Consider the following 22,590-nt stretch of genomic DNA (forward strand, 5'->3'; position numbering starts at 1 on the left):
AGGTTTCGCGCTTTCGATGTTTCCCCGGGTGCGCTGCGCTTACCCGGGCTACGGAGGTTGTGGTTGCGGGTTGGGCCGCACAACGACAAAGCCCCGCTTGCACGGGCCATTTTCGTTCACAGCATGCAGCAATGTAGCCCGGGTAAGCGCAGCGCACCCGGGAAATGGGAGGCGACTGCAAGGCTGGTGTAATCCGCGAAGCCAATATTGCTGAAATTACGGATGGTCACGTCATCGGATGATGTGCATGTTTCGCGGCTTACGCCGCGCCACCAGCAGGAATCAGGTTTCGCGCTTTCGATGTTTCCCCGGGTGCGCTGCGCTTACCCGGGCTACGGACGTTGTGGTTGCGGGTCGGGCCGCACAACGACAAAGGCCCGCTTGCGCGGGCCTTTGTCTTTCACAGCATGCGGTCCAACTCAGAACGGCTTGAGCTTGCCCAGTACCATGATCGCCAGGATGATCATCCAGATGCATAGCACTGGGATCTTCACCCGTGCCACCAGTTGCTTGAGCGACTGCTGGTCGGCATCACTCGCCGTGCCGGTCACTACCTTGCCGAACAAGGGGCCGAACGGACGCAGTTGAATGCGTACCAGCAAGCCCATGCTGATGATGCCGGCAAACAGGATCAGCTTGGCGCCCAGCCAGCGGCTCTGCGCGATGAAGCCACCGTCACTCAAGGCATCGATGCCCGCCGCGACGCAGCCTGCCAGTACCAACAGGCGCAGGTAGAAATCGACGCGGGCGATGCGCAGGCCCGCGGCCGAGTGTTCCTTGATGAAGGCCGCCCAGGCCAGGCCCAGCCAGCCCAGGGTGCCCAGCCATACCAGCCACAGCCAGCCATCCAGCGGTACCAGGCCTGCCTTGGTGGCGATGGTCAGGCCCGTGCCCAGCGCCATGATCAGGCAGGTGCGCGGGATCATGTCCAGCAACATCATCGCCTTGGCTGAAAACAGGCGAACCGGCAGCGGCTGCGCCGGGTCGGCGATCTTGCCGGCGATGTAAAACACGCCCAGGTCGCCGCCCAGCCAGTAGCCACCGATCAACAGGTGCAACAACAACAGCAATTGGTAATCCATCGTGGTCTCCAAAAGACATCGCTCCCTGGCGGGAGCGATGTGTGCAGCAAAGTGGCCGGGCTTACCAGAAGCGGTACTTGAACTCGATGCCGTAGGTGCGCGGCACGTTCGGGTAGATCACGCCGATGCCGAGGCCGGCGATATCGAAGCCGCCGGTGGAAGAGAACTCGTTGCTCAGGTTCTTGCCCCAGGCCGCTACCGACCAGTTGGCGTCGCGCGGTTCATAGGAGATGCGTGCGTTGTACTCGGTGTTGGCGCGGGTCATGATCAGGCGCGAGGTGTCCTGGTTCTGGTAGTACTCATCGGTGTGGCGGGCCTGCGCACTGAACACCAGGTCGGCATCGCCGACCGGCTGCACGTAGGTGCCGGCCAAGGTCCACTGCATGTCCGGCGAGCTCTTCATCGAGCGTCCGTTGAAGTAGGCCGCATTGACCGCCGCATAGTCCTTGTACTCGCCATCGATGGTGCCGAGGCTGGCGTCCACGCGCAGCTTGCTGGTCAGCTGCGCCTGCGCATCGATCTCAAAGCCCTGGATCAACGCACCGGTGGCGTTGGTCATCACGAACACGCCTTCGGAGTTCACCGCCGTCAGCTGGATGCCCGCGTAGTCCAGGCGGTAGTAGTCGGCGTTCAAACGCAGGCGGTTGTCCCATAGGGTGGACTTCACGCCAACTTCGTAGGCGCGCAGCGTTTCGGCATCCACCGGGGTGACGGTGGCAAGCGTGGTACCGCGGCCATTGAAGCCGCCGCTCTTGAAGCCGGTGGTGACGCTGGCGTAGCCCATGACGTTGTCGCTGAAGTTGTAGGACAGCAACGCCTTCCAGTCGGGGCGGTTCCAGCTCTTCTCCTGTCGTGTAGAGAAGTTGGGATCGCCGTTGGCCTTGACCGCGCGCACCGAGAAGTCCTTGTTCTCATAGCTGTAGCGGCCACCGAGGGTCATGGTCAGCTTGTCGGTGAACTTATAGTCGCCCTGCGCGTAGATTGCGTAGGCGGTGGTGTCCTGCTTGACGAAATTGGTGCCGCCACGGGTGAAGATGTCGTTGCGGGTGGGCTGATCGTTGTGTTCCTTGAACGCGAACACGCCGGCCACCCAACTGAAGGGGCCCTCGGTTTGCGAGGTGAACTGTGCTTCGTAGCCGCGCTGGTTCTGGTGCTGGTCCTGCTCCAGGTGGTAACGCATCTGGTCAGTGCCATCCACGTCCATGTAGAAGTGATGGTCCAGCGTGCGGTAGTGCAGGATGCTGCGCCAGGAGAACGCGCCGAAGTCGGTTTCGTTGGTCAAGGCCACGCCGAACTGGTCCAGGTCGCTGATGCCCAGCGTATCGGTGTGGGTCTTGTAGTAACTGCCCAGCTTCGGCCACACGGTGTCGGTGTCCGCATCGCGTGCAACCGGAGTACCCCATGCCGGCGTGGAGCGCTCGCTCAGGCGATCGATGCTCAACGTGGCATACGACGACTCGCCCCAGGTGCTGGCGAACGACACGCGTCCGGCCAACACCTTCTGGTCGTTGACCATGCGATCGTGGGTGAGGTCCTTCATGATGCCGTCGCGGTTGCGGCTCAGTACCGCCGCCGATACGTCGAGTGTCTCGCCGATACGGGTGGCGAACATGGCGCGGCCATCCAGCCGGCCCAGGTTGCCGACGCTGGCGTCGAAAGCCAGCTTGTCTTCGCCGGTGGGCTTCTTGGAGATGTAGCGGATCGCGCCGCCGGTGGCATTGCGGCCGTACAGCGTGCCCTGCGGGCCGCGCAATACTTCGATGCGGTCCACGTCGTAGAGGTCGAGCATGGCGCCGTTCTGGCGGGCAATGTAGACATCGTCGATGTACAGCGCCACGGCGGGGTCATTGGTGAACATCGATTCGTCGGCACCCACGCCGCGCATGATGATCTTGGCGCCGGAACTGGTGCCGGTGTTCTGTTCGATGATGATATTGGGCGTGGTGAACTTGACGTCATCCACGCGCTGGATCTGCATGCGGTCCAGTGCCGGCCCGCTGATCACGCTCATGCTGAGCGGTGTTTTCTGGATCTGTTCTTCGCGACGCTGGGCGGTCACGCTGACCTGGTCCAGCTGCACGGCTTCCTTGTCAGACGACTGGGCGTAGGCATCGCCGCTGCCAATGGCCGTCATGATCGCAACAGTCAAAGCACTCCGGTACAGAACATCTTTCATGACTCGCCTCGTAGCGTGATGAAGGAAAAGCTCGTTCGGGTGGGGGTAAGCATCGATATATAGATATATCAATGCTTCCTAATGAGTATTCCGCCATTTGTCCGGACAATCAACCGGACTATTGCACGTTTTTTACATTTGGCTGATGCATGCCAGATCTGGCATATCTATTTGAAAAATAACGATATTAAAACTATGAATGCGCAGTTTGGTTTGTCCTATAGGTGTTGTCGCTAGGTCATTTGATCTGATATTGCTGCGGGTGCAGCACATAAACTTGCAGCAGCAATTGGGACGTGCGTCGAACACGGGCTTAATTGATTTATTGATATAACAATAATCATTCCAGCCGCCGTGACGAGATCATGCAGACCGCAACCACAAGCCGCCGTCAGTTCATCCGCATCGGTGATCGCACCGTCCACTACCGCTACGCAGGGCAGGGCCCGGTGCTGATGCTGTTGCATCAATCACCGCAGAACTCGCGTATGTGGTTGCAGATGATCGAGCGGTTTGCTGATCGCTATACCGTGATCGCACCGGACACGCCGGGCTTTGGCTATTCCGATGCGTTGGCCGATGCTGCGCCGGGCATCGATCGCTTTGCCGAGGCGACGCTGGAGTTCGCCGATGCGCTGGGCATCGAGCGGTTTGCCTTGTTCGGCATGCATACCGGCGGCCTGATCGGCATGCACCTGGCCTGGATCGCGCCCGAACGCCTGCATTGCCTGGTCATCGATGGCTACGCCTTGTTCAACGATGCCGAGCGTGCGCGCTACACCGATCGCTACCTGCCGCCGTTCGTCCCGAGCTGGGATGGCGGGCATCTGCGTTGGTTGTGGTCGCGCATGCGTGAGCAGCTGTACTTCTTCCCGTGGTGCGATCCGTCGGCCGAGTGCGCCATTGCATTGCAGCCGTACGACGCGCAAGGCACGCACGATGCGGCGATGGATATCCTCGACGTCGGAGACAACTACCGCAGCGGCTATGGCGCGGCGTTCCGCTACACCGAACGGCAGCGCGTGGCTGAGTTGCGTTGCCCAAGCTGGCTGATCTATCGGCACGACGATGTATTGCTGAGCCATCGGCAGCGCCTGCCGGTATTGCCGGACAACGTCATCAGCGTCGAAGAGCCCGATGGCGTGGAGGGACTGCATCGGCGCATGGATATCATTCTGCAGCAGACCACCTCGGTGCCGACAACACCGGTGGTGCTGGCTGCACGCGAGGTGACCGGTTGGTCACGGCGCATCGTCGATACGCCAGTGGGCGAAATTGCTGCCTGGTTGCGGCCAGGCAGTGGCGCGGCGGTGGTACATATCCATGCGCCGGGCCAATCGCCGTTGCCGGTGGCAGCGCTGGCGGTGGATGCACGCACGCAGATCGCCATCGAGCTTCCTGGGCACGCCGGCTCGGCGGAGATAGCGGCTCCACTGACAGCGCAGACCATGCAGTCGGCCTTGCGCGCGGTGATTGACGATCTTGCTGCAGGTCATGCGATCGCGGTGCACGCGCATGAAGCCGCAGCGTCCTATGTTCCTGCGCTAGCTGAGTGGTTGGATGGCCGTTTGACCGAGGTCGTGCTGCACAAGCCGTGGCTGCTGCAGGGCGATGAGTGCGAAACATTGTTGGCACGCCTGCCGCATCCCGCTATCCATCCTGCCGGTGGGCACATGGCCGAAGCCTGGCAATGGGAGCGCGAACGCCATCTGCTATGGCCATGGTTGCAGCCCAGTGCGGCCGCGCGTCGTTTGGTGGCTGCACCGGATGCCATCCAGGTGCATGCCAACGTGGTCGAGCTGTTGCGCATCGGCACGCAGCTGCCGGTGTTGTTCAAGGGTGTCGCGGTCGCCGATGGTGACCAGCACCTGCTCGCGCTGAAGGTGCCGGTGTCGCTGCACGCCCAGCCGCAGGACGACTACCAGGGGCGCACCGCGGCATTGGCGGCGCGACTGGCAAGGCGTTGATCAAACACACCGCAGTCGCCTTGCAGCGGCTGCGGTGCAGTGGCCTCACGCGGGTTGTAGCAGTTCCAACTGTTCGCCATCCGGGCCAAGCAGCGTCGCGATGCTGCAATGCCCAAAGCCGGGCACGTCCAGTTCGGCACGCGCGATCAACTGCGCGCCCAGCTGTTGCAGCCTGGCTGCATCGGCATCCAGCGCATCGCTGAGCAGGGTTGCCGACAGAATGCCGATATTCGGCGGCACCGCGATGTCGCGCAGCGGTGCATCGGGTAGATGCTCCATGTCCAGGTAGGCAAACATTTCCACGCGGCCCGGGACGATGTGCCCGTCCTTGATCAGGTTGACGTTGTGGATGCGTACCGGCCGATCGGTACCCAGCAGGGTCTGCAGTTCGGGGAAATCGAGCACGCGGTCGAACAACACCTCGAAGCCCAGCGCCTTGTAGAAGGCGACCGAGCGCGCCACGTCGCGCGTGGCCAGGGCAATGGTCTGCACAACGCTGACGTCGGTGTCGAGCGGGCCGCGCAGGTCGCCGCCTTTCTCGTAGGAGAACACGTCCAGGCGGATGCCATCGGGGTCGTCATTGATCGAGTCGCGCACCGCGACCTGCTCACTGACTTCCCAGTAGCTGGGTTCGTGCGCGCTGCTGCCACCGGCCGCCTTGATGGCCTGCATGGTCGCCAAGGCGTCGCGGCAGCGGAAGTTGAGCGCATAGTAGCCACTGCCGTTGTACAGATTGTCGGCATTCCACAGGCGCTGGCCGGGCGCGTCGAAGGCAACCAGGCGGATCCTTCCAAGGCCAGAATCATCCGGCGCGATGACGGCGTACTCGCCTTGCAGGGACGGATCAAAGCGCCACAGCGGTGCCAGCTCGGCGGGCAGCGCGCCGCGTGCCTGCACGCGGTAACCAAGAGCGTTCTCATAGAAGGCGCAGGCTTGCTGCAGATCGCTTACGCCAAGGGTGACTGCCTTCACTTCGGACAACATGCCGGACTCCTGTTACAGGAACGTGGAAAGGTCATACCTGGCCCGATCCTGCAATATGTCCGGACAAATTGTCCAGTGCGATTAGTGGTGCACGCAACTGTAGTGCCGAGCCATGCTCGGCAGAGGCTTTACCAGGGAAGGCCCCATGCCGAGCATGGCTCGGCACTACATGGACTGCCCTTCAGTCGTGCCCGCCGGCGTCCACGTCCAGCGTCATCTGGTAGGTGAACTGATCCGGCCGGTACTGCACGCTCAACAGGTCGACCATGTTGCCGTCGCCGTCATAGGAGCGGCGCTCCAGGGCGAGCAGGGCGGTGCCCGGCTCCACCTTCAGATGCATGGCGGCAATGGCATCGGCATTGACTGCCGACAACACCTGCTCCACCTGCTTGATCTGGATGCCGGCGGCCTGGAACAGCTTCAGGCGCGAGCTGTTGGCGAGCTTGGCTTCGTTGAAGTCCGGGTGCTCGGTCCGGGTCCAGCTGTTGTAGTAGCCGAACGGGATATCGCCACGCAGGCGCAAACGGATGGCATGCACCAGCACGTCCCGCGGGCCGGTATCGAACAGCGCACGGATCGGCTCCGGCGGCACCGCGCGGCGGAACTGCAGCAGCTGCACCTTGGTGTGCTCGGCCAGCACCTCCAGGCTTTCCAGCAAGCCGGTCAGCGGGCTGTGCATGGGCTTGGGGCGGGAGCGGTGGATGACGTGCGTGCCCTTGCCGCGGCGGCGCTCGACCAGGCCCTCGGCGGCCAGCTCGTCCAGCGCCCGCTTGGCGGTGATGCGCGACACGCCAAAGCCTTCGGCCAGGTCGAATTCGGTGGGGATGCGGGCGCCGCGCGGGATCTCACCGTTGAGGATACGGTCGCGCAGCAGGCTGAACATCTGGTGGTAAAGCGGCGTCGGCAAGTCGTTGCGCAGCAGCTTCTGCGCGTTTGAACTCAGCAATGCGGCCAGCGTCTCCTGGGACATCGTCGCTTCACCCTCCTTTGGCTTAATGCTATAACGATATGACAAATAGGGTAGATCATGATCACTGAAGACACTGTGATTTGCTGGAGCCGTGACGGGGCGCTCGCTCGCATCGGCATTCACCGACCGGACAAGCGCAACGCCCTGGCCACCCGCCATTGGGCTGCGATCGAGGCCGCACTGGACGAAATTGCTGCCAGTGACGCCCAGATTGTGGTGATCTCCGGCGTACCGGGTGCCTTCAGCGCCGGTGCCGACATCGACGAGCTGGGCCAACTGCTCACCGCGCCCGACGCTTTTGCCGCCAACAACGCCCAGGTCCAGCGCACCCAGCTCAAGCTGCAACGCCTGCCGCAGACCACCTTGGCCGTCATCGACGGTGCCTGCGTCGGTGGTGGCCTTGGCCTGGCGCTGGCCTGCGATCTGCGCCTTGCCAGTGCCCGCAGCCGGTTTGCCATCACCCCAGCGAAGCTCGGCCTAGTTTACAGCCCCGATGACAGCCGCCGGCTGGTCAACACCGTGGGCATGGCCCGTGCCCGCGAAATGCTGCTGACGGGACGCTTGCTGGATGCCGCCACCGCCTCGGCCTGGGGGCTGGTCAGCCTGCTGGCCGGCGAAGAGGGCATCGAAGCGCTGGAGCAGGCACAGGTGCAGCAGTTGCTGGCGACCTCGGGCCAGGCCCGCCGCGCGATCAAGACCGTGCTTGGCCATCTGGGCGGCGATGCCAGCATCGGCCTGGCGCAGGCCGATGCCGCATTCAATGCCGCCTTCAGCAGCACCGACTTTGTCGAAGGCGCCGCCGCCTTCCTGGAAAAGCGCGCCCCGCGCTTCAGCTGAGACCGCCATGTCCGCCTACTTGATCATCGAAGCGCATATCACCGACCCGCAGGGCTTTGCCGCCTATGCCCGTGCCACCCCGGAAGTCGCCGCCCGCTACGGCGGCCAGTACCTGGTGATGGGCGGCGAGCAGCAGAGCCTGGAAGGCGAGCATGCCCCGGCCCGCACCGTGGTCTCGCATTGGCCGGACCGTGCCGCCGCGCTGGCGTTCTGGCATAGCCCGGAATATGCCGCGATCAAACCGCTGCGCGCTGGCACCGGCACGTTCCGCGTGCTGCTGGCGGACGGTGCGCAGATCCGGATCCTCCCCGACACCGCTACCGAAGGTAACGCCGCATGATCGACGCCTACCGCGCGTTGGCGCTGCAGACCACCTGCCGCGCCATCAACAGCTGCTCCACGCCGGAAGACGCCGCCACGGCCGTGGCCGACAACATCGTCCGCGTCGGCCGGCAGATCCGCGCCTCCAAGGCCTTCATCGGTGCCGACCTGAAGTTGGTGGTACTGCCCGAGTATTTCGCCACCAGCTATCCACTGGGCGACACCATTCCAGGTTGGGCAGCCAAGGGCTGCTTTGCGATGGACGGCGCCGAGTACGAACAGCTGGGCCGCATCGCCCAGGACAATGGTGTCTACCTGTGCTCGAACGCCTATGAGCGCGACCCGAATTTTCCGGAGCTGTACTTCCAGTCCTCGGTGATCCTGGATGACAGCGGCAACCAGATCCTGCGCTATCGCCGGTTGATTTCCCTGTACGCGCCCAGTCCGCACGATGTCTGGGACAAGTACCTGGATATCTACGGCGTGGATGGCGTGTTTCCGGTGGCACGCACGCCGATCGGTCGCCTGTCCTGCATCGCCTCCGAAGAAATCCTCTATCCGGAAGTCGCGCGTGCGATGGGCGTGCGTGGCGCCGAAGTATTCCTGCATTCCACCAGCGAAGTCGGCAGCCCGGAACTGACCCCGAAGGACATCGCCAAGCGCGCCCGTGCGCTGGAAAACATGGCCTATGTGGTCTCGGCCAATACGGCCGGTATCAGTGGCGTCGACATTCCCCTGGGCAGTGCGGACGGCATGAGCAAGATCGTCGACGACCAGGGCCGCGTGCTGTCGGCAGCGGGCACCGGGGAATCGATGGCGGCCTATGCCGATCTGGATATCGCTGGGCTGCGCCGTCGTCGCCTGCGCCCGGGCATGGGCAATTTCCTGTCGCGTTTGCCGCAGGCCGCGATCAATGCCGGCCTGGCCAGCACCGCGTTGAAACCCAATGCGCTGATGGACGGCGAGACGCTGAAGATTCCGCAGCGGGCGGATTTCGCCGCCCGCCAGAAAGCCACCCTTGATGCACTGCTGAGCGCCGGAGTTCTGGGCAATGACTGAAGCCACCACGCTGCCGCTGCGCAATCCGCGTACCGGCCAATCCGACGGCGAGCTGCCGATCACCGCAGCCGCTGACGTCGCCGCGCTGGGCGTGGGCCTGCGCAAGGCACAGCTGGCCTGGGCTGAACGCAGCATCGAGGAGCGCTGTGCGCGTCTGAATGCCCTGGCTGATGCGCTGGTTGCCCGCCGCGACGGCTTTCTTGACGCCTTGCTGGCCGATACCGGCCGCTGGCACGAATCGCAGATCGAAGTGGATGGCACGGTGGGCGCGATCCGCCGCTGGGCGCAGCAGGCTGCCGCCTGCCTGCTGGAAAAGCCCGCGCAACAGGAAGCCATTCCTTTCATCCAGAGCCAGCAGACGTGGGTGCCTTACGCCGTGGTCGGGGTAATCAGCCCGTGGAATTTCCCGCTGATGCTGACCTTGATCGATGCGGTGCCGGCATTGGCAGCCGGTTGCAGCATCCTGGCCAAGCCCAGCGAAGTCACCTCGCGCTTCGTGCCCTTGCTGCGTGATGCGCTGGAAGAAGCGGGGCTGGGCGAGGTATTCAAGCTGGTCACCGGCGCCGGTGCCACCGGCCAGGCGGTGATCGAGGCCAGTGACCAGATCTGCTTCACCGGTTCGGTCGCCACCGGCCGCAAGGTCGGCGAAGCCTGTGCACGCCGCTTCATTCCTGCCTCGCTGGAACTGGGCGGCAAGGACCCGGCGCTGGTGTTGTCCGATGCCAATATCGCGGATGCCGCACGTGCTTTGGCGTGGGGCAGCTTCGTCAATGGCGGGCAGAGCTGCATGTCGATCGAGCGCGTCTATGTGGAAGCGCCGGTGGCCGATGCCTTCATCGCTGCATTGGTGAAAGAAGCCGCCGCACTGGAACTGGCGTGGCCCGACCCGAAGCAGGGCCAGATCGGTCCAGTGATCGCCGCTTCGCAGGTGGAGCTGGTGCGTGGCCAGTTGGCCGATGCCAAGGCCAAGGGCGCACGTGCGCTGACCGGTGGCGAGCTGATCGACCATGGCGGTGTCTGGTGTCCGCCGACGGTGCTGGTGGATGTCACCGACGAGATGGCCGTGGTCGCCGATGAAAGCTTTGCCAGCGTGTTGCCGGTGATGGTGGTGGCCGACGAGGCCGAGGCTATTGCCCGTGCCAACAATACCGAGTTCGGCCTGTCGGCTGCGGTGTTCACGCAGAGCCCGGAGCGCGCGCAGCGTGTTGCGCGTCAGCTTCAGGCCGGTGGCATCTCGATCAACGATGCGTGTTTGACCGGCATGGTGCAGACGGCGGAAAAGCAGAGCTTCAAGCTGTCCGGCATGGGCGGTTCGCGCATGGGCACCGCCTCGATTCGTCGCTTCGTGCGCGCGCGGGCTTTGCTGATCAATACCGGCAGCGCATCGCCGTGGTGGTTCCCGGCGGCCTGAGGCCTAGCAGGCCAGTACGAACTGGCCCAGGAAGATGCCTGCGCCCAGCAACCACATCGCCAGCATCGCCGGAATGCTGGCGATGCGCAGCGCCCAACGTGGGCCGCGCGCGGCGAAGCGGGTGATGCGGAACATCAGCAGCGACAGCACGGCGCCGGCGGCGACGAATGCAGCAAACACCGCCCAACCGACGGCCCAGAAAGCCATGGATTTGGGCTCGAACTCCGCCGGGCACTGGGTCATGGCCAGTGCGGACGGCGACAGCACGAAAAGCGCGGCGGCAAGTGTCCACCGGCCCTGATTGGATGAAGGGTGCGGCATTGGGACGGGTCTCCCCAAGAGACGTCACGCAAATCCTGCCACAACTTTCGTGTCAAAACCCCAACACGCCGGGATTCATGCGGTTCGCCGGGTCAATCTGTCGTTTCAGGTTCCGCAGCAGCGCTGCGGGCGCCTCATCCAGCACGGACATAAACGGGTAGGTGCGACCGATCTGGTTGGATGCACCGCCCATCTGCGTGAACAGCACGCAGGTTTGTTCACGCAATCGGGCCACCAGCATCCGTGCTTCCGGGTTGTCAGGGCTGCGGTTGAAGCTGGCCAGCACCGCCGAGGCGACCTTTGCTTCATGCAATGGCTGCCAGCTGTCCTGCCAGTGGAACACCGCTTCAAAACTGAAGCTGTAATTGCAGAGCGCGGAACATAAATACGTAACGCGTACGCCGCAGCGTGACATTGCTGCCTGTTCGGCAGCGATCAATGCCTGGTGCGCGCGGATCAGCGCGGAGGCGCGTGAATGGGCAATCTTCACATTGAGGGCGGCCCAGCGGCTGCCGTTCGCACCGAGCACCGCGTTGAGTCCGGGGAACGGATCGGCACGGGCGATGCGCGGCACCGTCGCGGCGATGGAAATGCCACCAAACTGGCGTGCAAGCAGATGCGCGGTCGCCACATCGTGATCGACCGCGGCACGGCTGCTGCCAGCGGCCACCAGATGCAAGGTGTAGGCATTGGCCGGCACCACCCGGCGTCCTGCGCGCGCCATCGCGAGCAACGCGCCGCATTTTCCGGCCACGCCGCTTGCGGTGTGCAGCACCTGGCGCACTGCGCGTGTTGCTGCGCGAAGGCTGCGGTCACGTTCGACATTGGCGGCCACGGCGCCGGCATCCAATACATAAGCTTCTTCGGCCAGCCCTGCACGCGCAATTGCCGACAGCGCCAGGCCGGCGCTTTCAAAATCGGCGAAAGCGAACGAGGCATAGCCACTGTGCGCGGGTAGCGGAATCAGACGGAATGCAGCGCGGGTCTTGATGCCAAAGGCACCACCGTCGTGCATGAACAAGCCAGTGGTATCGGGGCCGAAGTTGCGGAATACCGGCTCTGCGTCCGTCTTCAGCGCCCACTGCCCGGTGCGCAGCAAGGTGCCATCGGCGGTGACGACTTCAACGCCGAGCACGTTGTCGGCGGCGGATCCGTAACGCGCGCTGCCGAAGAACAGCGCGCCATGGCTGAGCCCACCGCCGATGCTGGCGCCGGCACCGGAGAAGGTGCCGAAGTAGGGCAGGCGCAGGCCCAGCGGCGTCAGTGCGTCGTACAGCTGCTTCCAGCTCACGCCCGCCTGCGCCACCACGTACATGTCTTCGGCGCTGATGTGCTCGATGTGGTTCAACGCGGAAAGATCGACCAGCACGCTGCCGCTTTCCTCGCATCGATAGCCGCCGGTATAACTCAGCCCACCGCCGCGTGGAACCACGGAAAGGCCGGCAGCGGTGATCTGCCCGACCGCCTGCGCCAGCGATGCGCTGTCGCCGGGGCGGATCACCGCCAATGGCAGCGGGCCGCTGCTGTACAGATCACCTGCCATCAACTGCAGGGTGGCGGCATCGCACAGCACGGCGTCCTCACCCAGCGCGGCGCGCAGATCGGTCAGCAGCGTGCTGTGATCACCGACGCTCATGCAGGCTTGAACACGCTGACAACCACGATCGCGGCAATGAACAGCCACAGCACGCCCAGCACCGAAGTTGCCTTCACATAAGTGCGGCGGATGATGGCGTTGGTGGCTTCGGTCGGGCCTTCCTGCGCCATCACTTTCCAGGTGCGGAAGTGGCTGATCAGGGCCAGGCGGATGCCGACGCCTGAGGCCATCACGCCGGCATACAGCGCCAGCTTCAAGCGCAGCCACAGCGGCATCTCCCAACTGCCGCCGAGCAAGCCCGTAGCCAGCGCGACCAGCAGGGCCATGAAGACGTAGCGCGAGCCGCGATCAATCGCCCCCAGGGTGGCGCCGATGCGACTGTGACGCAGCCGATGTACCGCTTCGACAAACCCCAGCCACAGCACGCACAGCAGGCCGGCGATGCTGGCCGTGGTTTCGGCGCCGGGGATCAGCCCGTACAGCGCGGCCAGCGAGAAGCCCAAGCCTGCCTGCAGTACCAGCGCGTAGCGCACGTGCTGGTCCACGTGCATGACATGTTCCATCAACCGGTTGCGCTCGGCGAAAGGGATGTGGCTGCCGTAGGAGACATAGCGGTAGGTGCTGTTGATCACCAGCTCCGAGCCCAGCCAATAGCCGAGCACGGCGATATGCGCCACCAGCAGGATCTGCAGCAGCATCTCAGTGCTCCACCACGGTGTAGCTGCTCAGTTCGTAGGCGGTCTGCATGTAGCCGGTGACAGTGGCGCGCAGCATGATGTAGTGCTCGTCGGCGGTCACCCACAGATCGTAGTCGGGGTGCTCTTCCGGCATGCCGACATCAAGGATGCGGAAGTGACGGGCCTTGAAACGACCGGCGATCACCTCGATCTCTTCCTCGCCCACGTACTCGATGGCCAGCTGCACCGGGAAGATCATCGGCCCGGTGGCGCCGCGGTGATCCGGCGAGGACAGCAGCATGAAGAAGCTCTGCTTGCCCGGCCCCTGCGACAGGTCATACAAGGACATCGCATAGGCATCATTGATGATGGCGTGGTTGCCGAAGGCCAGCAGCGGTGACTGCAACGGAAAGCGCTGCGAGACCCGGCCTTCGACCGTGGTGTTGGATTCGCACTGCGCTTCGGTGGGGCTGAAGCTGAACCAGCCCGAGCCACGGAACTGGCCGCCCACGGCAATGCGCACGAAGCACTCGCGCGGGAGGTTGTCCGCATCCACGCGCAGGTTGACGTCGCGTACCACCGGCGGCGCATCGTCGATCTCGCAATGTGCGGCCAGCACCCGTGAACCATCGCGGTGCACGTCGAGCTGGAAATTCTCGCGACCGCGCTCGGCGCCCTGGCGATGACTCTGGTTGCTGGTGTACTGGATGGTGCCGCTGATGGAACGGGCGATGCCGGTCATGCCGTGGTCTCCTCGGGAAGCGGGTCGATCTGCAGGATGCTCACCGGCACGTTGTCCGGGTCGTAGACGATCATTTCGCGGTACAGGCCAGCCGGCGAACGCGTGCTGGCTACACGCTTGGGATAGGCCAGCGGTGGTGTCAGGAAACGATGTCCGGCGGCGCTGAGCGCGGCGTACAGGGCATCGAATTCATCGGTGGACAGCACCAAGGCGCTCTGCCCATGGGCCGGTTTGCCCAATGGCGGGCTGAGCGTCGCAAGCGGTGTCTGGCTGATTTCGAACAGGCCGACGATGACCGGCGCATCCGCGTCGGCCGCCAGCAGGGCAATGCGCATGCGGCAGGCCGGCAGTTGCAGCAGGCCGCCTGCCATTGCGCCTTCCAGAGTCTTTTCCTCGACAACTACCAGGCCCAGTGCATCGCGATAGAACCCGAGCGATGCCTCCAGGTCACGGCAGAACAGGGTGAAGCGTTCGAACTGAAGTTTCATGCCACTCCTCGTTGCTGCGCAGGGCAGCAACGGCAGCGGTATCCGCAGCCGCACTGCCACGGAGAGAAAATCAGGGGGCCGACAGATACTCGATCAATGCCTGCCGACGTGCCGGGTCCGGCACCGCGATGACCATGCGCGTGCCGGGCACCCGCTTCGATGGCGCGCTGAGATAGGCATCCAGTTGCTTGGCATCCCAGGTGATGTCGCTGGCCTTCAGCGCTGGCGAATAGTCGAAGCCCGGATTGCTGCCGGCCTTGCGCCCGACCAGGTTGTGCAGGTTGGGGCCCATGCGCTGTGGCGCGTTGGCATCGCGGCTGTGGCAGGCCGCGCACATGGCGAAAGCCTGTTCACCGCTGATCGTGGGCGCAGCAGGGGGGGCTTGCGGCGCCGCCGCTGTTGGAGCGGTCGTCGCGGTGGCTTCGGTGGCCGCCGCGGTCGCAGCGGCAGTTGCAGCGGCAGTCGCAGGGGCCGGCGCGGCCTGCTGGCTGCAGCCAGCGACCAGAAGGGAGGCGGCGATGATCAACAAAGAGCGCATGACGAGTCCTGGCTGGGTATCAGAAAGGCTTGACCACGCCGAGGAAGGCGGTGGCCAGCAACATGAGGTAGACCACCCACACCCAGACGCGGGTGCGGTTCATGGTGCGCAGCAACGGCAGTTCGGTGACATCGCTGCTGCCTTGTTCGAGCAAGGCCCCCAGCTGCACGCCGACCGGCTTGAAGGTGACGTCGATCATGATGGCGGCGGCGAATATCACGCCGAACATCAAGGCCTTGGTGGCCAACCACACCGGCGCCAGCGGCGCGCCCTGCAACAGCGAGGCCAGCCCCAGCCACAGGTAGAACAGTGCCAGCAGCCAGCGCAGTACCGATTCAATGCGGCGATTGCGCGCGGCGCGTGGGGTCTGGTCGTGGCGATGTGCATCCCACACCAACCACAGCCAGAACCCACCGATCAGCCAGGCCAGCAGGAGTGCCCAACCTGGCAGCGTCCAGTAGCCACCGACATGCACCACGCTCAGGCTGACCGGCACCATCAGCGCCCACGCGCTGCGCGGCACCATGTCCACCTCCACCAGCAGCTTCAGCAGTGCGATGCGTTGCTCAAGTGAATAGGCATGGCGGCGCCGGAAATGCTGCCCCAGCAGGAACACCCCGACATCGGCGCCCAGCCACAGCACGAACAGCAGCAGGTGCGCATACACCAGGATTGGATACTGCAATGCAGCCACGTCCCTTCCTTCGCCCGCCGAACGGGCATCGGTATTTGTCCGGACAAACAAATATCAGAATGGGCCGGGGATTAAAAGCGGCCCATGTACATAGCGTGCGCTTGGGGGGCAGGACGAGGCCTGAAATCGTTGTGGGGGTGCTTTTGTCCCGCACCGGGATGGCTTAGGCTCAGCCCCATCAAACCGACCGTGGGGACGTGTCATGGGTTGTGCAGGAAAATGGATTTTCCGATCACTTCTGTTGCTGTCGCCGTTCGCCTGGCCAGTGGCTGCCGCGCAACCGGCACCCGTGCCGGTAGAGGCCTTTGCCAAGGCCAGTCCGTTCTCGATGCCCCGCTTGTCGCCCACCGGCGAATACCTGGCGGTGGCCACCGACTTCGGTGAAGGCAACCACGCGGTCCAGATCCTGCAAGTGAGCGGCATGCAGCGCACCGCCGTGTTGCGCCTGCCACGCTACCAGAGTCCCTTTCAGCTGGAGTGGGTAAGCGACAAACGACTGGTCGTGGCAAAGGGGCGCAAGTTGGGCTCGCTGGAGAAGCCGGTCCCATTGGGGGAATTGCTGGCCACCGACTTTGACGGGCAGAACCAGCGCTACATCTACGGTTATGAGCAGCAGAACGCTGCCGCCGGATTGGACCGTGGTTTCGGCTACATCGAGGGTGTTGCCGAGAGCAATGACGGCCGCTTCTACATGCGTCAGCTGCAGCGCAATCCCACCTCATCGATGCTCTACGTGGTGGATACCCAGCGCCCCACCTTCAAGCTGATTGCCAGCATCAACGTGCCGGACCTGGAGTTCGTCATCGACCGTAGTGGCGTGGCACGTTATGCCTGGGGCGTGGACAAGCAGGACAAGTACCTGCTGTATGCCTCGCAGGACGGCCGCCAATGGCAGCCGTTGCAGCTGCCTTACAAGTGGACACCGGTGGCGTTCTCGGCGGACGATCAGCGCGTGTACGGTTATATCTCGCGTAATGACGGGCCGTCACAACTGGTCGCCAGTGCGCTGGATGGGAGCAACCCCGATGTATTGGCGGCGGATGCTTTCAGTAGCGTGGGTCGGGTGCAATGGACACATGCGCCGGCGGTTCCCTTTGCGGCCGCGCCGCAGGCAGGGCGCCCGGGCATGATCTATTTCGATCCTGGCCGTCCAGACGCGCAGCTGCACCAGGCCTTGGCCGCGCTGTTGCCGCAGGAACATGTCAGCTTTGTCGACAGTAGCCATGATGGCCAGATCCTGCTGGTGTACGTGAACAGTGATCGGGACCCGGGTGGCTGGTATGTGTTCCGTCGCTCCAGCAACAAGCTGGAAAAGGTATTGGTAGCCCGCGAGGGAATCGATGCACAGCAGATGGCCGAACGTCGCTCTGTGCGTTTCAAGGCCAGCGATGGCATGGAACTGGAGGCGCTGCTGACCCTCCCGCGCGGCAGCGAAGGCAAGGCGCTACCCACCGTGCTGCTGCCACATGGCGGTCCACACGGCGTCAGCGACGACTGGTTCTACGACACCGATGCCCAGTTCCTGGCCAATCGAGGCTATCTGGTGGTGCAGGTCAACTACCGTGGCAGCGGTGGCCGTGGGCGCGCCTTCGAAGAAGCCGGTTACCTGCAGTGGGGCACGCGCATCCAGCAGGACATCATCGATGGTCTGGACCATGCGATCGGGCTGGGTCTGGCGGATGCGGGACGTGTCTGCAGCTACGGTGCCAGTTTTGGCGCGTACTCAGCGCTGATGCTGGCAGCGCGCCAACCGCAGCGTATTCGTTGTGCGGTAGGTTTGGCTGGCGTCTATGACCTGAAGATGATGTACAAAAAGGGTGACATCAAAGACGACGCCTACGGCCGCAATTATCTGCAGCGCGTGATTGGTCGCAGCGATGAAGAACTGGCGGCCAACTCTCCCACGATGCTGGCCGCCAGCATCAAGGCGCCGGTGTTCCTGGCCCATGGCGAGCGTGACGAGCGCACGCCCATCGCCCAGGCCAATGCGATGCGTGCTGCCTTGGTCGCTGCAGGCCGGCCGCCGCAATGGATGTCCGTAGCCGGCGAAGGACATGGCTTCTACAACGATGACAATAGTGCGGCGTTCTATCGCGCGCTGGAAGACTTCCTGAAAGAGAACATCGGCGAGTAAGCGATGCGATGTAGCTGCGAAAGTTCCGGGGCGCATCGCAAAAACACAGGAAGATAACCTTGCCCTGACGGCTTGTAGGTATCGTATCCGGGCGAATGAACCGCCCGGATCGGAGCACACAACCATGATTCCCCAAGCCCATTTCGACCTTGCTGGCAAAGTGGCCATCGTTACCGGTGGTGGCAATGGCATTGGCCGCGCCAGCTCCCTGATGTTGGCCGCCTATGGTGCGGCCGTGGCCATCGCCGACCTGAAGTTGGCTGCCGCTGAAAAAGTGGCGGCGGAAATCACCGCTGCCGGTGGCAAGGCCTTGGCGCTGGAATGCAATGTGCTCAAGGACGAGGATCTGGTGCGCGTGGTGGAACGCACCGCCAGCGAACTGGGTGGCATCCACATCCTGGTGAACAACGCCGGTGGCGGTGGTGCCGGCCGCGAGAGCCCGTACAAGATCAGCCTGGAGCAGTTCGAGCGGCCCTTCCAGATCAATGTGTTCAGCGCCTGGCGCTTGTCGCAGCTGTGCGCGCCGCACATGGAGAAGGGCGGCTACGGTTCGATCATCAACATGTCGTCGATGAGTTCGATCAACAAGAGCCCAGCAATCAGCGCTTATGCCGCATCCAAGGCAGCGATCAATCACATGACCGCGAACCTGGCGCATGACTATGGTCCGGCCGGAATCCGCGTCAATGCAGTGGGGCCAGGTGCGGTGCGTACCGATGCGCTGGCGACCGTGCTCACGCCGGAGATCGAGCAGCGCATGTTGTCGCATACGCCGATCAAGCGCCTGGGTGAAGCAGACGATATCGCCGGTGCGGTGCTGTACTTCGCCGCGCCGATATCGAACTGGGTCAGCGGCCAGACCCTGTTCGTCAATGGCGGTGGCGTGCAGACGCTGGATTGATCGGCGGCTTAGTCCGGCAGCGAGGACAGGTATTCGATCACGGCCTGGCGGCGTGCCGGGTCGGAGGTGGCATTGACCATCTTGCTGCCGGGCACCTGCTTGGCAGGTGATTTGATGAAGGCGTCCAGGGTCTGCGCATCCCAGACAATGCCGCTGGCTTTCATCGCATCGGAATAGTTGTAGCCCGATGCGGTGCCGGCCTTGCGGCCGATCACGCCGTGCAGGTTGGGACCGACGCGGTGGCCGAGGTCGGCGCGGGTATCGTGGCAGCCGGCGCAGATGGCGAAGGCGCGTTCGAGTTCGCGTTGGTGCGGATCGGCGTTGGGGTTGTGGTTGAAGGCGTCGCGCTGGCCGCAGGCGGTGAGTGCCAGGCAGGCGAGGGCGATCAGGGGAAGACGGGTCATTGCTGGCTCATTGCGATGGCGGCCGGGGTTGTACGGCGTTGGCAATGATGGATGGTGCTGGGAGGGGAAAGCAAAGGGGGGCTTTGGTGCAGGCTGAGCTTTTGAAGAGGCTTGGTGCCAAGGCTGGAGCAGGAGCGGAAGCCGGAGCAAAGGCCCCCTCATCCGCCCTTCGGGCACCTTCTCCCGCATGCGGGAGAAGGGAGACTTCAGGCATTTTCCGGTCTGTCGAAAAAAAGCCAGAAGCAAAAGCCAGAAGCAAAGGCCAGAAGCAAAAGCCAGAAGCAAAAGCCAGAAGCAAAAGCTCCTCATCTGCTAGTTGAGCTTCTGGCGTTCAGGGGCTGGAATGCTTCAAAGCGTTGATCGAGCTATCGGTCTTTGGCTCCGGACAAATTCGCAGAGTGCGCCGAAGTCGGCAATGCCGGCCCATGCAACTCCATGCCGAAGTAGTCCCCTCTCCCGTTTACGGGGTGAGAGGGGCAGCTCACGAACCACTGGTTCGTTGCCCGTTGAACGCACTTGCGTCAACGCAAGTGCCGGGGCGCGGAGCGGGGGTAGGGGTGAGGGCAGCTTTTAAGCCTTTGTCGGTCAGGATTTTCAGCCTTAAAGCCTTAAAGCCTTAAAGCCTTAAAGCCTTAAAGCCTTAAAGCCTTCAGCTTCAACGCACCAAGCCCCAACAACCTCACTTCTTCGCAGCAAACGTCTTGTCCAGACTCTGCTCGAACGTGTGATAGCCGATCCGCTCATACAGCTCCTCACGGGTTTGCATGGTCTCCACCACGTTGCGCTGATGGCCATCACGGCGGATCGCGGTGTACACGTTCTCCGCGGCCTTGTTCATCGCGCGGAACGCCGACAGCGGGTAGATGCACATTGCCACGCCCACCGAACCCAGCTCCTCGGTGGAGAACAGCGGCGTCTGCCCGAACTCGGTCAGGTTGGCCAGCACCGGCACCTTCACCGCGTCGACAAAGCGCTTGTAGGTTTCAAGGTCATACGAAGCCTCGGCAAAGATGCCGTCAGCGCCGGCTTCCACGCAGGCCAGCGAGCGCTCGATGGCTGCATCCACGCCTTCCATCTGGATGGCATCGGTACGCGCGATCAGGAAGAAATCCGGGTCGGTCTTGGCATCGGCCGCGGCCTTTACCCGGTCCACCATCTCGCCCAGCGACACGATTTCCTTGTTCGGGCGGTGGCCGCAACGCTTGGCACCCACCTGGTCTTCGATATGGCAGGCGGCCGCACCGGCCTTGATCAGCGACTTCACCGTGCGCGCGATGTTGAACGCGCTCGGGCCGAAGCCGGTGTCGATGTCCGACAGCAGCGGCAGGTCGCAGACGTCGGTGATGCGGCGGATGTCGGTGAGCACGTCGTCCATGGTGTTGATGCCCAGGTCCGGCAGGCCCAGCGAGCCGGCGGCGACGCCGCCACCGGACAGGTAGACCGCACGGAAACCCGCCCGCTTGGCCAGCAACGCGTGGTTGGCGTTGATGGCGCCCGGGATCTGCAGCGGGCTCTCTTCCTTCAGCGCCGCGCGGAAGCGGGCACCTGGACTGACAATGCTCATCGAAACTCCTGTGGTTGGTTGGCGATGCTTACATCGCCGGGTAGTTCGGACCGCCGCCGCCCTGTGGGGTTACCCACACGATGTTCTGGGTCGGGTCCTTGATGTCGCAGGTCTTGCAGTGCACGCAGTTCTGCGCGTTGATCTGCAGGCGGGTGTCGCTGCCTTCGCCGACGAATTCGTATACGCCAGCCGGGCAGTAACGGGCTTCCGGGCCGGCATAGGTGGCTAGGTTGACCTTGACCGGAATGCTGGGGTCCTTCAGCGTCAGATGGCTGGGCTGGTCTTCCTCGTGGTTGGTCGAGGACAGGAACACCGAGCTCAGACGATCGAACGTCAGCACGTTGTCCGGCTTGGGATAGACGATCTTCGGCTGGCTGGCGGCCGGTTCCAGGCACTCGTGGTCGGCCTTGGTGCGGTGGATGGTCCACGGCGCATTGCGGATGCCCAGCTTGGGCAGCAGCCACTGCTCGATGCCGGTCATCAGCGTGGCCAGGGTGCGGCCCTTCTTGAACCACTGCTTGAAGTTCTTGGACTGCAGCAGCTCGGTCTTCAGCCAGCTGTTCTCGAACGCTTCCGGATAGGCGCTCAGCTCATCGCGCGAGCGACCGGCGGCCAGTGCGTCGAACGCGGCCTCGGCGGCCAGCATGCCGGTCTTGATCGCGGCGTGGCTGCCCTTGATGCGGCTGACGTTGAGGTAGCCGGCTTCGCAGCCGACCAGTGCGCCGCCCGGGAACACCGTCTTGGGCAGCGACAGGATGCCGCCGGCGGTGATCGCGCGTGCACCGTAGGCGATGCGCTTGCCGCCTTCCAGGTGCTTGCGGATGGCCGGGTGGGTCTTGAAGCGCTGGAACTCCTCGAACGGGCTCAGCCACGGGTTCTTGTAGTCCAGGCCGACCACATAGCCGATCGAAACCTTGCCGCCATCGGCGTGGTACAGGAAGGCACCGCCGTAGGTATCGCTGTCCAGCGGCCAGCCAGCGGCGTGCACCACCAGGCCCGGCTCGTGCTTGGCCGGGTCGATCTGCCACAGCTCCTTGATGCCGATGCCGTAGGACTGCGGGTCCTTGCCGGCATCGAGCTTGAACTTGCTGATCAGCTGGCGGCCCAGATGGCCGCGCGAGCCTTCGGCGAAGATCGTGTACTTGGCATGCAGTTCCATGCCGCGCTCGTAGTTCGGTCCCGGCGTGCCGTCCTTGTGGATGCCCATGTCGCCGGTGGCCACGCCCATCACCGCGCCGGCCTCGTCGTACAGCACTTCGGCAGCGGCAAAGCCCGGGAAGATCGACACTTCCATCGCCTCGGCCTGCTGCGCCAGCCAACGGCTCACTTCGCCCAGGCTGACGATGTAGTTGCCATCGTTGTGGAAGCACTCCGGCAGCAGCACGTGCGGGGTGGCCTTGGCCTTGGTTTCGTCCAGGAACAGGAACTCGTCGCGGGTGACGGCCTGCTTCAGCGGCGCACCGCGTTCCTTCCAGTCCGGGAACAGTTCATTGAGCGCGCGCGGGTCCATGATCGCGCCGGACAGGATGTGCGCGCCCGGCTCGGAGCCTTTCTCCAGTACGCACACCGACAGCTCCTGGCCCTTCTCCACGGCCAGCTGGCGCAGGCGGATGGCGGTGGCCAGGCCGGCAGGGCCGGCGCCGACGATGACGACGTCAAATTCCATCGCTTCGCGCGGCGGCAGGGCGGTGTTGGCTTCAGTGTTCATGCAAGGGCTCTTGGG

At 63.8% G+C, this 22,590-nt stretch carries 21 protein-coding genes; 7 read left to right on the top strand and 14 right to left on the bottom strand.

What is annotated here, in order from left to right; genetic code table 11:
- Positions 1–419 precede the first annotated feature (419 nt).
- Positions 420–1,082, bottom strand: coding sequence for a hypothetical protein (locus RT460_RS03910; RefSeq protein ID WP_313317278.1), 663 nt, complete (start codon positions 1,080–1,082; stop codon positions 420–422).
- Between the two features lie 61 nt (positions 1,083–1,143).
- Positions 1,144–3,258, bottom strand: a complete 2,115-nt coding sequence (locus RT460_RS03915) for a TonB-dependent receptor (RefSeq protein WP_313317279.1) — start codon at positions 3,256–3,258, stop codon at positions 1,144–1,146.
- Positions 3,259–3,623: 365 nt separating this feature from the next.
- On the opposite strand from RT460_RS03915, the gene RT460_RS03920 reads away from it, so the two are divergent.
- Complete coding sequence (locus tag RT460_RS03920; protein WP_313317280.1) at positions 3,624–5,225, top strand: alpha/beta fold hydrolase; 1,602 nt, start codon at positions 3,624–3,626, stop codon at positions 5,223–5,225.
- 45 nt (positions 5,226–5,270) lie between these two features.
- Here the strand turns inward: RT460_RS03920 and RT460_RS03925 are convergent, their stop codons facing one another.
- Both RT460_RS03925 and RT460_RS03930 read right to left on the bottom strand, forming a co-directional pair.
- Complete coding sequence (locus tag RT460_RS03925) at positions 5,271–6,209, bottom strand: VOC family protein (protein ID WP_313317282.1); 939 nt, start codon at positions 6,207–6,209, stop codon at positions 5,271–5,273.
- A gap of 181 nt (positions 6,210–6,390) precedes the next feature.
- Positions 6,391–7,179: a GntR family transcriptional regulator gene (locus RT460_RS03930; protein WP_313317283.1), complete on the bottom strand. Its 789-nt coding sequence runs from the start codon at positions 7,177–7,179 to the stop codon at positions 6,391–6,393.
- A gap of 57 nt (positions 7,180–7,236) precedes the next feature.
- Here RT460_RS03930 and RT460_RS03935 point away from each other — a divergent pair, with 57 nt between their 5' ends.
- The 4 genes from RT460_RS03935 to RT460_RS03950 are packed head-to-tail and all read left to right on the top strand — an operon-like array spanning position 7,237 to position 10,807.
- Complete coding sequence (locus tag RT460_RS03935) at positions 7,237–8,016, top strand: enoyl-CoA hydratase/isomerase family protein (protein WP_313317284.1); 780 nt, start codon at positions 7,237–7,239, stop codon at positions 8,014–8,016.
- 7 nt (positions 8,017–8,023) lie between these two features.
- Positions 8,024–8,356 carry a DUF1330 domain-containing protein gene (locus RT460_RS03940; protein WP_313317285.1) on the top strand — a complete coding sequence of 111 codons (333 nt, stop codon included), beginning with the start codon at positions 8,024–8,026 and terminating at the stop codon, positions 8,354–8,356.
- Positions 8,353–9,396, top strand: a complete 1,044-nt coding sequence (locus tag RT460_RS03945; RefSeq protein WP_313317286.1) for a nitrilase-related carbon-nitrogen hydrolase — start codon at positions 8,353–8,355, stop codon at positions 9,394–9,396. The genes RT460_RS03940 and RT460_RS03945 overlap by 4 nt, the downstream gene beginning before the upstream one ends.
- Complete coding sequence (locus RT460_RS03950) at positions 9,389–10,807, top strand: aldehyde dehydrogenase family protein (protein ID WP_313317288.1); 1,419 nt, start codon at positions 9,389–9,391, stop codon at positions 10,805–10,807. The genes RT460_RS03945 and RT460_RS03950 overlap by 8 nt, the downstream gene beginning before the upstream one ends.
- 3 nt (positions 10,808–10,810) lie before the next feature.
- Here the strand turns inward: RT460_RS03950 and RT460_RS03955 are convergent, their stop codons facing one another.
- The 7 genes from RT460_RS03955 to RT460_RS03985 form a co-directional block, all read right to left on the bottom strand.
- Positions 10,811–11,128 carry a hypothetical protein gene (locus RT460_RS03955; RefSeq protein WP_313317290.1) on the bottom strand — a complete coding sequence of 106 codons (318 nt, stop codon included), beginning with the start codon at positions 11,126–11,128 and terminating at the stop codon, positions 10,811–10,813.
- A gap of 52 nt (positions 11,129–11,180) precedes the next feature.
- Complete coding sequence (locus RT460_RS03960; RefSeq protein WP_313317291.1) at positions 11,181–12,764, bottom strand: FAD-binding oxidoreductase; 1,584 nt, start codon at positions 12,762–12,764, stop codon at positions 11,181–11,183.
- Positions 12,761–13,423: a hypothetical protein gene (locus RT460_RS03965; protein ID WP_313317292.1), complete on the bottom strand. Its 663-nt coding sequence runs from the start codon at positions 13,421–13,423 to the stop codon at positions 12,761–12,763. Before RT460_RS03965 ends, RT460_RS03960 begins: the two co-directional genes overlap by 4 nt.
- 1 nt (position 13,424) lies before the next feature.
- A complete protein-coding gene (locus tag RT460_RS03970; protein ID WP_313317293.1) occupies positions 13,425–14,144 on the bottom strand; it encodes a hypothetical protein in 720 nt (239 codons plus the stop codon).
- Positions 14,141–14,632: a VOC family protein gene (locus tag RT460_RS03975; RefSeq protein ID WP_313317294.1), complete on the bottom strand. Its 492-nt coding sequence runs from the start codon at positions 14,630–14,632 to the stop codon at positions 14,141–14,143. Before RT460_RS03975 ends, RT460_RS03970 begins: the two co-directional genes overlap by 4 nt.
- 70 nt (positions 14,633–14,702) lie before the next feature.
- The gene (locus RT460_RS03980) at positions 14,703–15,170 is read right to left on the bottom strand and encodes a c-type cytochrome (protein ID WP_313317295.1); all 468 of its coding nucleotides are present in this window, start codon (positions 15,168–15,170) and stop codon (positions 14,703–14,705) included.
- Between the two features lie 19 nt (positions 15,171–15,189).
- Entirely contained in the window at positions 15,190–15,864 is a 675-nt protein-coding gene (locus tag RT460_RS03985) for a hypothetical protein (RefSeq protein WP_313317296.1), read from the bottom strand.
- Positions 15,865–16,105: 241 nt separating this feature from the next.
- On the opposite strand from RT460_RS03985, the gene RT460_RS03990 reads away from it, so the two are divergent.
- Together RT460_RS03990 and RT460_RS03995 are read left to right on the top strand one after the other, a co-directional pair.
- Positions 16,106–17,998, top strand: coding sequence for an alpha/beta fold hydrolase (locus RT460_RS03990; protein ID WP_313317297.1), 1,893 nt, complete (start codon positions 16,106–16,108; stop codon positions 17,996–17,998).
- A gap of 124 nt (positions 17,999–18,122) precedes the next feature.
- On the top strand, positions 18,123–18,899 hold the full coding sequence (locus RT460_RS03995; protein WP_313317298.1) for a glucose 1-dehydrogenase: 777 nt from the start codon (positions 18,123–18,125) through the stop codon (positions 18,897–18,899).
- 8 nt (positions 18,900–18,907) lie between these two features.
- Here the strand turns inward: RT460_RS03995 and RT460_RS04000 are convergent, their stop codons facing one another.
- The 3 genes from RT460_RS04000 to RT460_RS04010 form a co-directional block, all read right to left on the bottom strand.
- Positions 18,908–19,303 (bottom strand): c-type cytochrome, encoded by a 396-nt coding sequence (locus RT460_RS04000; RefSeq protein WP_313317300.1) that lies wholly within the window; start codon positions 19,301–19,303, stop codon positions 18,908–18,910.
- A gap of 679 nt (positions 19,304–19,982) precedes the next feature.
- Entirely contained in the window at positions 19,983–20,867 is an 885-nt protein-coding gene (gene prpB / locus RT460_RS04005) for a methylisocitrate lyase (RefSeq protein WP_312367970.1), read from the bottom strand.
- Between the two features lie 28 nt (positions 20,868–20,895).
- Positions 20,896–22,575 (bottom strand): electron transfer flavoprotein-ubiquinone oxidoreductase, encoded by a 1,680-nt coding sequence (locus tag RT460_RS04010; RefSeq protein ID WP_313317301.1) that lies wholly within the window; start codon positions 22,573–22,575, stop codon positions 20,896–20,898.
- Positions 22,576–22,590 lie beyond the last annotated feature (15 nt).

The sequence above is a fragment of the Stenotrophomonas sp. genome, from assembly GCF_032061965.1.
GTDB lineage: Bacteria > Pseudomonadota > Gammaproteobacteria > Xanthomonadales > Xanthomonadaceae > Stenotrophomonas.

What these genes read in the sequence shown, in the direction of transcription:
- RT460_RS03910 (WP_313317278.1), bottom strand. Translation starts at nt 1,082, where the DNA reads ATGGATTACCAATTGCTGTTGTTGTTGCACCTGTTGATCGGTGGCTAC.
- RT460_RS03915 (WP_313317279.1), bottom strand. Translation starts at nt 3,258, where the DNA reads ATGAAAGATGTTCTGTACCGGAGTGCTTTGACTGTTGCGATCATGACG.
- RT460_RS03920 (WP_313317280.1), top strand. Translation starts at nt 3,624, where the DNA reads ATGCAGACCGCAACCACAAGCCGCCGTCAGTTCATCCGCATCGGTGAT.
- RT460_RS03925 (WP_313317282.1), bottom strand. Translation starts at nt 6,209, where the DNA reads ATGTTGTCCGAAGTGAAGGCAGTCACCCTTGGCGTAAGCGATCTGCAG.
- RT460_RS03930 (WP_313317283.1), bottom strand. Translation starts at nt 7,179, where the DNA reads ATGTCCCAGGAGACGCTGGCCGCATTGCTGAGTTCAAACGCGCAGAAG.
- RT460_RS03935 (WP_313317284.1), top strand. Translation starts at nt 7,237, where the DNA reads ATGATCACTGAAGACACTGTGATTTGCTGGAGCCGTGACGGGGCGCTC.
- RT460_RS03940 (WP_313317285.1), top strand. Translation starts at nt 8,024, where the DNA reads ATGTCCGCCTACTTGATCATCGAAGCGCATATCACCGACCCGCAGGGC.
- RT460_RS03945 (WP_313317286.1), top strand. Translation starts at nt 8,353, where the DNA reads ATGATCGACGCCTACCGCGCGTTGGCGCTGCAGACCACCTGCCGCGCC.
- RT460_RS03950 (WP_313317288.1), top strand. Translation starts at nt 9,389, where the DNA reads ATGACTGAAGCCACCACGCTGCCGCTGCGCAATCCGCGTACCGGCCAA.
- RT460_RS03955 (WP_313317290.1), bottom strand. Translation starts at nt 11,128, where the DNA reads ATGCCGCACCCTTCATCCAATCAGGGCCGGTGGACACTTGCCGCCGCG.
- RT460_RS03960 (WP_313317291.1), bottom strand. Translation starts at nt 12,764, where the DNA reads ATGAGCGTCGGTGATCACAGCACGCTGCTGACCGATCTGCGCGCCGCG.
- RT460_RS03965 (WP_313317292.1), bottom strand. Translation starts at nt 13,423, where the DNA reads ATGCTGCTGCAGATCCTGCTGGTGGCGCATATCGCCGTGCTCGGCTAT.
- RT460_RS03970 (WP_313317293.1), bottom strand. Translation starts at nt 14,144, where the DNA reads ATGACCGGCATCGCCCGTTCCATCAGCGGCACCATCCAGTACACCAGC.
- RT460_RS03975 (WP_313317294.1), bottom strand. Translation starts at nt 14,632, where the DNA reads ATGAAACTTCAGTTCGAACGCTTCACCCTGTTCTGCCGTGACCTGGAG.
- RT460_RS03980 (WP_313317295.1), bottom strand. Translation starts at nt 15,170, where the DNA reads ATGCGCTCTTTGTTGATCATCGCCGCCTCCCTTCTGGTCGCTGGCTGC.
- RT460_RS03995 (WP_313317298.1), top strand. Translation starts at nt 18,123, where the DNA reads ATGATTCCCCAAGCCCATTTCGACCTTGCTGGCAAAGTGGCCATCGTT.
- RT460_RS04000 (WP_313317300.1), bottom strand. Translation starts at nt 19,303, where the DNA reads ATGACCCGTCTTCCCCTGATCGCCCTCGCCTGCCTGGCACTCACCGCC.
- prpB (WP_312367970.1), bottom strand. Translation starts at nt 20,867, where the DNA reads ATGAGCATTGTCAGTCCAGGTGCCCGCTTCCGCGCGGCGCTGAAGGAA.
- RT460_RS04010 (WP_313317301.1), bottom strand. Translation starts at nt 22,575, where the DNA reads ATGAACACTGAAGCCAACACCGCCCTGCCGCCGCGCGAAGCGATGGAA.